Genomic DNA, 13,602 nt, shown 5'->3' with positions numbered 1-13,602 from the left:
AGGGGAGGGAGGAGAACTCAGAGAACGCGCAGCGTCCAGCTCCAGCGATGGACGCCCGCCGCGACGAGGTAGGAGGCGAAGGTGTCGGGCCCGCACGAAGCCGTGCCGAGACCGCGGTGTGCCGCGTCGATGTGCACCACGCACCCCGCCCGCGACACCAGTTCGTCGGGATGGGCGGCCGAGGCGAGGTCGGCCGCGCGATGGCGGGTCACACAGACCTGGCGGGGCCGGTCCAGCCGCACTGCGAGCCCGGTCGCGTCCGGCGCGGACAGCGTGAACCGCCGCACGCCGTGCCGCCCGCCGCTCTCCTGGGGCCGCAGATAGGGCGTGAACAGCTCGTCCACCGGCAGCGAGTGGTGGCCGACGGGCGCGCCCGCGCCCCGGTCCGGATACGACTCCCAGGGGCCCTGCCCGAACCACTCCAGGAGGTTCAGCCCGGCGGCCGTCTCGAAGACCGACCCGACCCGGGCCACGTCGTCCAGCGCCTCGGGCAGCTCGGCGCACTCCTCCACGAGCAGCCCGCCCTCGACCGCCGTGAACACCTGCTCGTGCCGGACGGTCCCGCCCGGGCCGAGGTGGTCGGAGACGACCGCCACCCGCCCCGGGTCCCGCCGTACGGCGACGACCTTGCGGGTGAGCGCGTCGAGACCCCAGTCCCGCCAGCGGGCCGCCATGCCGCCCAGTTCGTCGTTGTCGGTGGGCGCCCGCCACAGCGACAGCGTGGGTCCGGCCGTCAGCAGCGGATGGACCAGCAGCCCGTCCTCGTCGACCTCCACGGCGCGGTGCGTGACGGGGGCGTGCCTCGTCGGGGGCGCGTGCCGCAGCCGTACCTGGGGCAGGCACACGACTGTGCCGCGCGGCGCCCACGGCTCGTCCCGGGTCGTCGTGACCCGCAGCGTCAGCCACGCCTCGCCGCCGTCCTCCGGCAGCTCGAAGGGCAGCGGTACGGCGGCCGTCTCGCCCGGCCGCAGATCGGGCAGCTCGGCGGGGGCGGTCCGGGTGCCGCCGTCGGCGAGGGCCAGCTGCCACTCGCCGGACAGCCAGTCCAGGCCCCGGAAGTGCTGGTGGTTGCCCAGGACGACGCCCTCGTGCCGGAAGCACTCGATGCGCAGCGGCGCGGCGATCTCCCGGTGCTCGAACATCACGGGCTTGGGGGTGCGGTCGGGGAAGACGACACCGTCGGCGATGAAGGCGCCGTCGTGGTCGGTCTCCCCGAAGTCGCCGCCGTACGCCCAGCGGTGCCCGGGCGCGGCGACACCGTTGTCGTAGAGCCCGGCGCCCCCACGCCCGGCCGGTCTGCCGTCGTTCACACGCTGGAGGATGCCGTGGTCCCAGAACTCCCAGATGAACCCGCCCTGAAGACCCGGGGTGGCCTCGATGGCCTCCCAATGGTCGGCGAGCGTGCCGTTGCTGTTGCCCATGGCGTGCGAGTACTCGCACTGGATGAGCGGCTTGGTCTGCGTCCCGGACATGGCGTGCGCCAGGCACTCCTGAAGCGGGGCGTACATGGGGCAGGCGATGTCGGAGGCCAGGTCAGGGTCGGCCCAGCCGCGCTTGGCCGCGCCCTCGTACTGCACGGGCCGGGTCGGGTCGTGCCGGCGTACCCAGCCCGCCGCCGCGTCGTGGTTCGCGCCGTAGTCGGACTCGTTGCCCAGCGACCAGATGATGACGGACGGATGGTTCTTGTCCCGCAGCACCATCCGCGCGACCCGGTCCACGAAGGCGCCCAGATAGCGCGGGTCGTCGGCGATCTCGTGCGCGTGGTCGTGGGACTCGATGTCGGCCTCGTCGACGACGTAGAAGCCGAGCTCGTCGGCCAGGTCGTACAGGGCCGGGTCGTTCGGGTAGTGCGCGGTGCGGATCGCGTTGAAGCCGAACCGCTTCAGCAGGACGAGGTCCGCGCGCATGTCGTCGTACGACACGGTCCGGCCGGTCAGCGGATGGAAGTCGTGCCGGTTCACGCCCCGGATGAACACGCGCTCGCCGTTGACCAGCAGGTCCCGGCCGATGATCTCGACGTCACGGAAGCCGGTCCGGTGGTGCGAGCTGTCGGCGACCGTGCCGTCGGCGCGGTGCAGCCGGACGGTCAGGCCGTACAGCTCGGGCGTCTCGGCGGTCCAGGTGCGCACGTCCGGCACGGCGGTCCGCAGCCGGACCTCGCCGAGGAAGGCGGAGACGCGCTCGTCCTCGGCGTTGGCCCGGTCGAACTCCGCGTCCTGCGTGAGCAGCGCCCCGTCCAGCTCCCCGCTGACGTACCAGCCCTCGGGCAGGGCGCCGCCCGCGTCCCGTACCAGGCAGTCGACGCGCAGGTCACCGTCGCGGCCGGCCCGCACGGTCACGTCCGCGAGATACAGCGGGTCGGTGGCGTACAGCAGCACCGAGCGCGTGATGCCGCCGTGCCACCACTGGTCCTGGTCCTCGATGTGCGAGGCGTCCGACCACTTCACCACCGTCAGCCGTACGGCGGCCCGCTCGCCAGGGCGTACGACGCCGGACAGGTCGAACTCGGCGGCCAGATGGGAGTCCTTGGAGATGCCGACGGGCCGCCCGTTCACGTGCACCAGCAGCACGCTCTCCGCGGCCCCGACCTGGAGCACGATCCGGCGCCCGGCCCACTCGGCGGGGACGTCGACCGCACGCTCGTACACGCCCGTCGGGTTGGCGGCGGGCACGCCCGGCGGGAACTCCGCGAACGGCATGCGGATGTTCAGGTACCGCGGAAGATCGTCCGTGCCCTGCATGGTCCAGACACCGGGGACGTACGACGACGACCAGACGTCCCCGAGCGGGGCGTCCGGCGCGGGCAGCAGCTGGAAGCGCCAGTCGCCGTCCAGGGATACGGCCCCGGCCCTCCGGTCCACGGCGCTCATGGGCAGGCGCCCCCAGGAGGTCACCTCGGGTGCTTCCCAGGGGCGCAGGGCGATCAGGGGATCGGGGAGTGCGTCGGTCATGACCATTCCGAAGTCGGTGGGGTGGGCCGGGGCAGGGCACGGCCCCGCAGGCCCCAGGCGGGGTCGACGGGGATGCCGAGACGGTCCAGGACGGTGGGCGCGATGTCGATCAGGCGGGGCGTGTCCAGCCGGGTGCCGCCGGGCATGCCGGGCTCCGAGAGGATGACGAAGACCTCCCGTTCGGCACGCGAGTCGCCGCCGTGGCCGCCGGTGTCGAGGTGACCGTGGTCCGTGGTGACGAGCACGGTCCAGTGCTCATGGGCCCGCCGCGCGTCGATCGCCTCCAGGAGCCGCCCGAGGTGGGCGTCCTGGGCGAGCAGGGCCCGGTCGTAGGCGGGGCTGAGGGGGCCCGTTGCGTGGCCGGCCTCGTCGGTGGCGCCGAAGTACACGAACACGACGTCCGGATCGTCCTCGGTGAGCCAGTGTGCGGCGGTGTCGGCGACGAGGTGGTCGGTGGTTTCGTAGCCGTCGGACTCGCCGTCGTAGCGCACCCGCCGGCCGATGGCGGGGCCGAGGACACCGCGGTCGAGCAGTTCCGGCCAGGACACCACGGCCGCGGTGCGCAGACCGGGCCGGGCAGTGGCGGCGCGGCTGAGGAAGTCGGGGTAGCGGGTGTAGTCGGCACCGAGGAAGTCGTTGCCGGTCACCCCGTGCCGGTCGGGCCACACCCCGGTCAGCACGCTCGACCAGCCGGGCCCGGAGTCGGTGTAGGCCGTGCCGGCCGACGGCCCGTCCTCGGCCCGGCCGTAGGGCAGCATGCTGGTGCCGTGGGCGCCGGTGGCCATCAGGCCGTGCAGCACGGGTGCGGTGGCGTGGGACCGGATCAGCCGGTCGTGGCGGAGCCCGTCCATGCCGACGACGAGCACCTTGGCGCGTGCGCTGCTGTCCGTCACTGCTTGCTTCCCTCGTCGCTCGTGTGTGCTGCACCGGCCCGATCGACCACGAGCTCGGGGCGGCTTGTCCGTTGTCGGCTGCCCGGACGCTGTGGCTGGTCGCGCCCACGCGGCGGAGCCGCATATCGACACAGCCCCGCGCCCCTTGAGGCGCGGCCCTCAGCTCCCCTGCACCGCTCCCTCGGTCGCCCCCGCGATGAAGCCGCGCGCGAAGATCGCGAAGACCACGACCAGCGGCAGGGCCGCCATGAGGACACCGGCCATGACCATGCTGTAGTCGGTGGTGTGGCCGACATGGAGCTGGGCGAGCTCCACCTGGAGCGTGACGTGGCTGGGGTCCGTGAGGACGATGAGCGGCCAGACGTAGTCGTTCCAGGCGTTGACGAAGGCGTAGATGGCCAGGAAGGACAGGGCGGGTTTGATCATCGGCAGCGCGATGTTCCAGTACTGGCGGAAGAACCCGGCGCCGTCGATGCGCGCGGCGTCGAGCAGTTCGTCGGGCACGCCGTTCTGTATGTACTGGTTCAGCCAGAAGATGCCGAAGGCGTTGGCGAGGGCCGGCAGGGCGAGGGCCTTGAGCATGCCGACCCAGCCGATCTCCGACATGAGGATGAACTGCGGCAGGACGGCCAGCTGGAGCGGCAGCATCATGAACACCAGCAGCGTGCCGAAGAGCACCTTGCGCCCGGGGAAGTCGAACTTGGCGAAGGCGAAGGCCGCCAGCGAGTCGATGAACAGCACCAGGGCGGTGGTGACGCAGGCGACGACGATCGTGTTGAGCATCGACCCGAAGAAGTCGATGGTGTTCAGCACGTGGCGGATGTTCTCCAGCAGGTGGGAGCCGAAGGTCAGCTTCGGCGGGCTCTTGTAGATGTCCTCGGTGGTGTTGGTCGCCATGACGATCGTCCACACGAACGGGAAGACCGAGATGAGGACGGCCAGAGCGAGGAGGATGTGCGCGGTCAGGCCCCTGGGGCGGCGCAGCCGCCGCGTGCCCGTGGCCGGCCGTGTCGTGTCCGCTGTCGTCATGACTTCCTCCCGCGCTGCACGAGGCGCCAGTTGATGACGACGAGCACCATGATCAGTACGAAGAAGGCCCACACGATGGCCGCGCCGTAGCCGTAGTCGTTGTTGAGGAAGGCCGACTGGTAGAAGTACAGCAGCGTGGTCAGGCCCGCCTGGCCCGGGCCGCCGAGGTTCTGGTTGGCGGCGTTGCTGGCGAAGAGGACCTGGGGTTCGCTGAAGCTCTGCAGGCCGTTGATGGTCGAGATGATGACGGTGAACAGGATGATCGGCCGCATGATCGGGATGGTGATCTGGAAGAACGTGCGGACGGGGCCGGCCCCGTCCATCTTCGCCGCCTCGTAGATCGAGGTCGGGATCGCCTGGAGACCGGCCAGGTAGATGATCATGTTGTAGCCGGTCCACATCCAGGTCATCAGCAGCGCGATGACCAGCTTGATCAGCCACGGGTTGCTCAGCCACGGGACGGGCGAGATGCCGACCGTGCCCAGGATCGCGTTGACCAGGCCGAAGTTGTTGCTGAACACCGCGCCGAAGAAGATCGCCACGGCGACGATCGAGGTGACGTTCGGCACGTAGAGGGCGATGCGGTAGAAGCCCTTGAAGCGGCGCACCGAATGCAGCAGCGTCGCCAGGACGAGGGCGCCGAAGAGCGTGGGGACGGTGGACAGGACCCAAATCGCCAGGGTGTTGCGGATCGACAGCCAGAAGACCGGGTCGTTCCAGAGGAACTCGAACTGCTGGAGGCCCACGAACTGCTTGGCGCCGAGGCCGTCGTAGCGCTGGAAGGCCAGATACAGCGAGTAGAGGACCGGGAAGAAGGAGAAGGCGATGAAGATCAGGTAGAACGGCGAGATCGCCAGGTACTGCCGCCAGTGCGACAGCACCCCGCGCCGGCTCGGCCGGACGGCGCCCGCGGGCGGGGTGCGTCGCGGGCGGAACCGGGCCGGGCCCGGCCCGCCGCGGTGCTCGGGCACCGTGGCGGGACCGGTGACCGGAGGTGATGACACCTCAGTTCACCCCCTGTCGCCGGGCGATCTGCTTGGCCTGGCTGACGGCGTCCTTCCAGGCGGCGTCGGGCTTCTTGCCCTTGGCCTCGATGTTGGTCAGCTCGGTGAAGTAGGGGGCCATGACCGCGGCGTCGGCGGGTGCCTCGTAGCTGACCGGGATGGCCTTGGCGGCCGGGCCGAAGACCTCGATGATCTTCTGCCCGCCGAAGAAGGCGTCGGCGCCCGTCATGGCGGGCATGGCGTACGAGGCCGGGGAGGCGGGGAAGATGGCGGCGTCGGTGAAGCCGCGGGCGTTGTTGGCCGGGCTGAGGATCCAGCTGATGATCTTGAATGCCTCTTCGGGGTTACGGCACTGCTTGGGCAGCGCCAGGTAGGAGCCGCCCTGGTTGGCCGGTCCGCCGGGCGTGGCACAGACCCGCCACTTGCCCTTGGTGCCCGGGGCGGCCTGCTCGATGTCCAGCGCGTGCCAGGCCGCGCCGAGTTCGGTGCCGAGGTTCTTGCCGATGGCGGCGTTCCAGGTCTGGTCGTTGATCCTGGCGTCGATGCCGAGCGTGTAGGGGCGGATCGCCGTGGTCCACGCGCCGCGGATGTGGTCCTGGTCGCCGATGAAGTGGTTGTTCTCGTCGATGAACCGCTTGGTGCCCTGGCCGACCGCGATGTTGAACACCGAGCCCATGTTGTTGATCAGGTAGGTGCCGGGCACGGCCTTCTTCAGCTCGGAGCCGAGCGCGAAGTAGTCGTCCCAGCTCCCGGCCTCGGCGGCGACCTTGTCGGGGTCGGTGGGCAGCCCGGCCTTGCGGAACAGGTCCGCGCGGTAGAAGAGCGCGGTGGGACCGATGTCGATCGGGAACCCGATCTGCTTGCCGTCCTCCGTCTGGGCGAGCTTGGTCTTCCAGTCCAGGTACTGCGACGAGATCTTCTTGAAGCCCAGGTCGTTCAGGTCGAGGAAGCGGTCGGCGTTGGGCAGGAAGGATGCGATGTCCTCGCCCTTGATGCCGGTGATGTCGGGCACGGAGCTGCCCGCCGCGAGCGTGGTGGTGAGCTTCTGCTTGAAGTCGCCGCCGATGGAGGCGGCCGTCAGCTTGACCTGGCTGCCGAAGTGCTTCCTGGCCTCCGCGACCACCTTGTCGCTCAGTGCGCCACCCCAGTACCACATGGTGAGGCTCTTGCCGTTCTTGGTACCGCCCGATCCCGAACCGCCGCCGCATGCGACGGTCAGGCCGGAGGCGGCCGCGGTGAGCGCGGCGGCCTGGAGGAAGCCTCTACGAGAAAGGTCCACGGGTCACTCCTGTTTTTCCTGTTCGTGGTGCCGAGGTGTGGGTGAGGGTCAGTGCTGCCGTGCGGGAGGGGTGACGGGGGCGTACGCGACCGGCGGCCCGGGGTTATCCGGGAGCCGGTCCGCCAGGAAGCCGTAGGCCCGCTTCAGATCGGGGTCGGTCAGTGAGCGCCACCAGCGGTCGACGCCGTACCAGCCGGGGGCGGCCAGCGCCCCGCCGTGGTGCCGGACCGACAGCCCGGCGGCGAGCACCGCGAACCGCAGCCGTTCCGTGAGCGGCCAGCCGCCGAGCGAGGCGGTGACGAACGCGGCGCCGAAGACGTCCCCGGCGCCCGTCGCGTCCAGCACCTCGACGTCGAGGGCGGGCACGTCGGCGTACTCGCCGGTCGTCTGGTCGACGGCCACCGCGCCGTCCCCGCCCCGGGTGACGACCGCGACCGGCACCAGCTCGGACAGCGTGCCGAGCGCGGCCACCGCGCTGTCCGTGCGGGTGTAGGCCATGGCCTCCGTCTCGTTCGGGAGGAAGGCGTGGCACAGCGCGAGCTGGTCCAGGAGGGCCGTCGACCACTCCTGGCTGGGGTCCCAGCCGACGTCCGCGTAGATCTGCGTGCCGCCCGCGGCGGCCTTGGCGAGCCAGTCGCGCGGCTGCGCCTCGATGTGCACCAGGGCGGTACGCGCCGCGGGCGGGTCGCCCACCAGCACGTCCTGCGAGTACGGCGGCTCCTGGCCGTGGGTGACCAGGGCACGGTCGGTGCCGTGGGCGAGGGCGACGGTGACCGGGGTGGGCCAGCCGTCGGCCGTACGGGAGAGGGAGAGGTCGACGTCCTCCTGGTCGCACAGGATGTCCCGGCAGCACTCGCCGTAGAGGTCGTCGCCGAACACGGTGGCCAGCGAGGTGCGCAGGCCGAAGCGGCTGGCCGCCACCGCCAGGTTGGCGATGCCGCCCGGGCCGCAGCCCATGCCCGTCGTCCAGATCTCCTCGCCCGGGGTCGGGGCCTTGCCGAGCCCCGTGAGGACGAGGTCGTAGAAGAGCAGCCCGGTCAGCAGCACATCGGGCCGGTCGTCGTCCACGGAGGGGTCCTCTCGTTCGGAAGCGTTCGAGGAGCCCACCCCGCGAGCTCGTCAAAACTCTTCATTTCGGTGACCGGAATCGTGCGCCGATCGGAGAGATTGGTCAATACCCGAGCAGAAGTGAGCATGGAAATGATTGGAGATGACGAGTACTGTTCACGCCGTGCTGGCAGAACGACGACACCAACTCATCCTGCGGGCCCTGCGCTCCGGCGGGCCCGCCTCCGTGACCGACCTCTCGGAGCAACTCGGCGTGAGTCCCGCCACAATCAGGCGTGACCTGGTCAAACTGGAAGAAGACGGGCTGCTCACCCGCGTCCACGGCGGCGCCGTGGTCGAGGAGGGCGACCAGCCCTTCGCCGAGGTCGCCGAGGTGCGCGTCGCCGAGAAGGACGCCATAGCCGAGCGCGCGGCGGCCATGGTCAGGGACGGCCAGTCGGTGCTGCTGGACATCGGGACGACGGCCTACCGTCTGGCCCGGCAGCTGCACGGCCGCCGGCTCACCGTGATCACCAGCAACCTGGTGGTCTACGAGGAGCTCGCCGACGACGAGGGCATCGAGCTGGTCCTGCTCGGCGGCATGGTCCGTCGCGAGTACCGCTCCCTGGTCGGCTTCCTCACCGAGGACAACCTGCGCCAGCTGCACGCCGACTGGCTCTTCCTCGGCACCAGCGGCGTGCGGCCCGGCGGGCAGGTCATGGACACGACGGTGGTGGAGGTGCCGGTCAAGCGCGCCATGATCAAGGCGGGCGAGAAGGTCGTGCTGCTCGCTGACGCGGCGAAGTTCCCCGGGCACGGGATGGCGAAGGTCTGCGGTCCCGAGGACCTGGACGTGGTGGTGACGAACGAGCCGGTCGACACGGCGACGCGGTCCTCCCTTCAGGAGGCAGGAGTCGAGGTCGTCGTGACGGGAAGGGTGCAGACGTGAAGCTGACGATTCTGGGCGGCGGAGGATTCCGCGTGCCGCTGGTGTACGGGGCGCTCCTCCAGGACCACGCCGAGGGCCGGGTGACGCACGTCGTCCTGCACGATCTGGATCCCGCGAGACTGTCCGCGGTGACACGCGTCCTCGCCGAGCAGGCGGCCGGAGTCCCCGACGCGCCCGAGGTGAGTGCCACCACCGATCTGGACGAGGCCCTGCGCGGCGCCGACTTCGTGTTCTCCGCGATCCGCGTCGGCGGCCTGGAGGGCCGTGCGAACGACGAGCGGGTGGCCCTGGCCGAGGGCGTCCTCGGTCAGGAGACGGTCGGCGCGGGCGGCATCGCCTACGGGCTGCGCACCGTCCCGGTCGCCGTCGACATCGCCCGGCGGGTCGCCCGTCTGGCGCCGGACGCCTGGGTCATCAACTTCACCAACCCGGCCGGCCTGGTCACCGAGGCCATGTCCCGCCACCTCGGCGACCGCGTCATCGGCATCTGCGACTCCCCGGTCGGCCTCGGCCGCCGCATCGCCCGGGTGCTCGGCGCGAACCCCAAGGAGGCCTGGATCGACTACGTCGGCCTCAACCACCTCGGCTGGGTGCGCGGCCTGCGCGTCGCCGGCCGGGACGAGCTGCCGCGTCTGCTCGCCGACCCGGACCTGCTCGGCTCCTTCGAGGAGGGCAAGCTCTTCGGCGTCGACTGGCTCCGGTCCCTGGGCGCGATCCCCAACGAGTACCTGCACTACTACTACTTCAACCGGGAAGCCGTACGCGCCTACCAGCAGGCCGAGAAGACCCGCGGCGCCTTCCTGCACGACCAGCAGGCCCGCTTCTACGCCGAGATGGGCAACCCGGACGCCCCCGCGTGGAAGGTCTGGAACCAGACCCGCGCCGAGCGCGAAGCCACCTACATGGCGGAGAACCGGGAGACCGCCGGCGCCGGCGAACGCGACGAGGACGACCTGTCCGGCGGCTACGAGAAGGTGGCCCTCGCCCTGATGCGGGCGATCGCCCGGGACGAGCGCACGACCCTGATCCTCAACGTCCGCAACCAGCGCACCCTGTCGGTCCTGGACACGGACGCCGTCATCGAGGTCCCCTGCCTCGTCGACGCCAACGGCGCCCACCCCGTCACCGTCGACCCGCTGCCCGATCACGCCACCGGGCTGGTCTGCGCGGTCAAGGCGGTCGAGCGGGAGGTGCTGGCCGCCGCCGACTCCGGATCCCGCGCCACGGCCGTGAAGGCCTTCGCGCTGCACCCGCTCGTCGACTCCGTCAACGTGGCCCGCAGGCTGGTCGAGGGCTACACCGAGGTCCACCCCGGGCTGGCGTACCTTAGGTGAACGCCGCTCGGTAAGCGCTTTCCCCACCGCTTCCCGTCTGCTCGCTCTTCCCGCTTCCTGGAGACATCTCATGCATGACGAAAGCCGCCGGATCGAGGAGCGCGTGCAGCGCCTTCACGACCAGCGCATCAAGACCGCGATCTACGCGGCCACCGTCCCCTTCGAGGTGGAGGCCTGGCAGGCCCCGGGGGAGCCGGTCCCGTTCGAGGAGGCCGCCGCCGCCTCGTACGCGCCCTTCGCGATGGGAACCCCCTGGGGCCCGCCCTGGGGCACCACCTGGTTCCGCATGCGCGGACAGGTGCCCGAGGCGTGGGCGGGCCGCCGCGTCGAGGCCGTCATCGACCTCGGCTTCGTGGGCGACTGGCCCGGCAACCAGGCCGAGGCCCTGGTGCACCTGACGGACGGCACCCCGCTGAAGGCCGTCAACCCGCTCAACCAGTACGTGGCGATCGCCAACCCGGCGACGGGCGGCGAGACGGTCGAGTACCTGGTCGAGGCCGCCTCCAACCCGGACATCCTCGCCGACAACTTCTCGAAGACCACCCCGCTCGGCGACATCCTCACCGCCGGCGACAAGCCGCTCTACACCTTCCGCGCCGCCGACATCGCCATCCTCGACGAGGAGGTCTGGCACCTCGACCTCGACGTCCAGGTGCTGCGCGAGCTGATGCTGGAGCTCGGCGAGCACGACCCGCGCCGGCACGAGATCGCGCACGCGCTCGACCGGGCGATGGACCTGCTCGACCTGGACGACGTCTCCGGCTCCGCGCCCGCCGTGCGCGAGGCGCTGAAGCCGGTGCTGTCCAAGCCCGCGCACGCCAGCGCGCACACCGTCTCCGGCGTCGGCCACGCCCACATCGACTCGGCCTGGCTCTGGCCGATCCGCGAGACCAAGCGCAAGACGTCCCGCACCTTCTCCAACGTCACGTCCCTGGCCGACGAGTACGACGACTTCATCTTCGCCTGCTCCCAGGCACAGCAGTACGAGTGGGTCCGCGACAACTACCCCAAGGTCTGGACCCGCATCCAGGAGTCCGTCAAGAAGGGCCAGTGGGCGCCGGTCGGCGGCATGTGGGTCGAGTCCGACGGCAACCTGCCCGGCGGCGAGGCCGTCGCCCGCCAGTTCATCCACGGCAAGCGGTTCTTCATCGAGCACTTCGGCGTCGAGACCAAGGGCGTCTGGCTGCCGGACTCCTTCGGCTACAACGCGGCCTACCCGCAGATCGCCAAGCTCGCGGGCAACGAGTGGTTCCTCACCCAGAAGATCTCCTGGAACCAGACCAACAAGTTCCCCCACCACACCTTCTGGTGGGAGGGCATCGACGGCACCCGCATCTTCACGCACTTCCCGCCGGTCGACACATACAACGCCCGCTTCAGCGGCGAGGAGATGTCCCGCGCGGTCCGCAACTACCAGGAGAAGGGCGGCGCCAGCCGCTCCCTGGCCCCCTTCGGCTGGGGCGACGGCGGTGGCGGCCCCACCCGCGAGATCATGGAGCGCGCCCGCCGGCTGGCAGACCTGGAGGGCTCCGCGAAGGTCGTCGTCGAACACCCCGACGAGTTCTTCGCCAAGGCCCGCGAGGAGTACTCGGACGCGCCCGTCTGGGTCGGCGAGCTCTACCTGGAGCTGCACCGCGCCACCTACACCTCCCAGGCCCGCACCAAGCAGGGCAACCGCCGCTCCGAGCACCTCCTGCGCGAGGCCGAGCTGTGGGCGACCACGGCCGCGCTGCACGCACCGGGCTACACCTACCCGCACGAGAAGCTGGACCGGCTCTGGAAGACGGTGCTGCTGCACCAGTTCCACGACATCCTGCCCGGCTCGTCGATCGCCTGGGTCCACCGGGAGGCCGAGGCCGAGTACGCCCGAGTGGCCCGTGAACTCCAGGCACTGACGGCCGATGCCCTCACGGCCCTCGGCGCCGGCGGGACCCGCGTCTTCAACACCAGCCCTTATGACCGTGCCGAGGTGGTCCGCACCGCCGACGGCGCACCGGTGTACGTGGAGGTGCCCGCGAGCGGCTCCGCGCCCCTCGCCGACGCCGAGCCCCCGCAGCCGGTGACCGTGAGCGGCCGGGTGCTCGACAACGGGCTGGTCCGCGTGGAGGTGGCCGAGGACGGCACCCTGTCGTCCGTCCGCGACCTGCGCGCGAACCGCGAGGTCCTGGCCGACCAGGGCAACCTGCTGCGCCTGCACACCGACCTGCCCAACTACTGGGACGCCTGGGACATCGACAAGCACTACAAGAACCGCTACACGGACCTCCTCGACGCCTCGTCCGTCACGGTCGTCGAGCAGGACCCGCTGGTCGGCGCCATCCGCGTCGAGCGGGACTTCGGCAAGGGCTCGAAGATCACCCAGACGATCACCGTCCGCGCCGGCAGCCCCCGGATCGACATCGAGACGGACATCGACTGGCACGAGACCGAGAAGATCCTCAAGGCGGCCTTCCCGGTCGACATCCGGGCCCCGCACTCCTCCGCCGAGATCCAGTTCGGCCACATCCAGCGGCCCACCCACACCAATACCAGCTGGGAGGCGGCCCGCTTCGAGGTCTCCGGCCACCGCTGGGTGCACATCGGCGAACCCGGCTACGGCGTCGCGGTCATCAACGACTCGACGTACGGCCACGACGTCTCCCGCACGGTCCGCGAGGACGGCGGCACCACGACCACCGTCCGCCTCAGCCTGGTCCGCGCCCCGCGCATCCCCGACCCCGAGGCCGACCAGGGCCGCCACCGCTTCACCTACGCGGTGCTGCCCGGCGCGACCATCGAGGACGCCGTCGCCGAGGGCTACGCCCTCAACCTCCCGCTCCGGGTGGCCGACGCGGCGGGCGCCCCCGCACCGGTCGTCTCCACCGAGGGCGAGGGCATCACCGTGGAGGCGGTCAAGCTCGCCGACGACGCCTCCGGCGACGTCGTCGTACGGCTCTACGAATCCCGCGGCGGCCGGGCCCGGGGCGTCCTGCGCACCGGCTTCCCGCTCGCGGGCGCGCAGATCACCGACCTGCTGGAGCGGCCGCTGGAGGAGGCGAGCGTGGACGGCGACGGCGCCGTACCCGTGGAACTGCGGCCCTTCCAGATCCTGACCCTGCGTCTGCGCAGGGGCTGAC

General features: G+C 71.0%; 9 protein-coding genes. 3 read left to right on the top strand and 6 right to left on the bottom strand.

Features of this window, described 5'->3' with window-relative positions; all coding sequences use genetic code 11:
* Positions 1-17: 17 nt before the first annotated feature.
* The 6 genes from MQE23_RS07745 to MQE23_RS07720 form a co-directional block, all read right to left on the bottom strand.
* On the bottom strand, positions 18-2,951 hold the full coding sequence (locus tag MQE23_RS07745; protein WP_243378641.1) for a glycoside hydrolase family 2 TIM barrel-domain containing protein: 2,934 nt from the start codon (positions 2,949-2,951) through the stop codon (positions 18-20).
* The gene (locus tag MQE23_RS07740) at positions 2,948-3,802 is read right to left on the bottom strand and encodes an alkaline phosphatase family protein (protein WP_051185563.1); all 855 of its coding nucleotides are present in this window, start codon (positions 3,800-3,802) and stop codon (positions 2,948-2,950) included. Before MQE23_RS07740 ends, MQE23_RS07745 begins: the two co-directional genes overlap by 4 nt.
* Positions 3,803-4,003: 201 nt before the next feature.
* Positions 4,004-4,873, bottom strand: coding sequence for a carbohydrate ABC transporter permease (locus MQE23_RS07735; protein WP_020272708.1), 870 nt, complete (start codon positions 4,871-4,873; stop codon positions 4,004-4,006).
* Positions 4,870-5,754, bottom strand: a complete 885-nt coding sequence (locus MQE23_RS07730; protein WP_020272707.1) for a sugar ABC transporter permease — start codon at positions 5,752-5,754, stop codon at positions 4,870-4,872. The genes MQE23_RS07735 and MQE23_RS07730 overlap by 4 nt, the downstream gene beginning before the upstream one ends.
* 124 nt (positions 5,755-5,878) lie before the next feature.
* Positions 5,879-7,156 carry an extracellular solute-binding protein gene (locus tag MQE23_RS07725; protein ID WP_020272706.1) on the bottom strand — a complete coding sequence of 426 codons (1,278 nt, stop codon included), beginning with the start codon at positions 7,154-7,156 and terminating at the stop codon, positions 5,879-5,881.
* 48 nt (positions 7,157-7,204) lie between these two features.
* The gene (locus tag MQE23_RS07720; protein WP_020272705.1) at positions 7,205-8,224 is read right to left on the bottom strand and encodes a carbohydrate kinase family protein; all 1,020 of its coding nucleotides are present in this window, start codon (positions 8,222-8,224) and stop codon (positions 7,205-7,207) included.
* 163 nt (positions 8,225-8,387) lie between these two features.
* Here MQE23_RS07720 and MQE23_RS07715 point away from each other — a divergent pair, with 163 nt between their 5' ends.
* From MQE23_RS07715 to MQE23_RS07705, 3 genes are all read left to right on the top strand, one after another.
* The gene (locus tag MQE23_RS07715; protein WP_020272704.1) at positions 8,388-9,152 is read left to right on the top strand and encodes a DeoR/GlpR family DNA-binding transcription regulator; all 765 of its coding nucleotides are present in this window, start codon (positions 8,388-8,390) and stop codon (positions 9,150-9,152) included.
* Positions 9,149-10,486 (top strand): 6-phospho-beta-glucosidase, encoded by a 1,338-nt coding sequence (locus MQE23_RS07710; protein ID WP_020272703.1) that lies wholly within the window; start codon positions 9,149-9,151, stop codon positions 10,484-10,486. Before MQE23_RS07715 ends, MQE23_RS07710 begins: the two co-directional genes overlap by 4 nt.
* A 70-nt stretch (positions 10,487-10,556) precedes the next feature.
* Positions 10,557-13,601 (top strand): glycoside hydrolase family 38 C-terminal domain-containing protein, encoded by a 3,045-nt coding sequence (locus MQE23_RS07705; protein WP_243378640.1) that lies wholly within the window; start codon positions 10,557-10,559, stop codon positions 13,599-13,601.
* Position 13,602: the final 1 nt, after the last annotated feature.

The organism is Streptomyces sp. HP-A2021, assembly GCF_022807935.1.
GTDB lineage: Bacteria > Actinomycetota > Actinomycetes > Streptomycetales > Streptomycetaceae > Streptomyces > Streptomyces afghaniensis.
Note: the sequence above shows the minus strand (reverse complement) of the source record. Positions and strands in the feature narration are given on the sequence as shown.

Bases quoted from the DNA above. Each gene is read 5' to 3' on its own strand.
- MQE23_RS07745 (WP_243378641.1), bottom strand. From the start codon at position 2,951: ATGACCGACGCACTCCCCGATCCCCTGATCGCCCTGCGCCCCTGGGAA.
- MQE23_RS07740 (WP_051185563.1), bottom strand. From the start codon at position 3,802: ATGGACGGGCTCCGCCACGACCGGCTGATCCGGTCCCACGCCACCGCA.
- MQE23_RS07735 (WP_020272708.1), bottom strand. From the start codon at position 4,873: ATGACGACAGCGGACACGACACGGCCGGCCACGGGCACGCGGCGGCTG.
- MQE23_RS07705 (WP_243378640.1), top strand. From the start codon at position 10,557: ATGCATGACGAAAGCCGCCGGATCGAGGAGCGCGTGCAGCGCCTTCAC.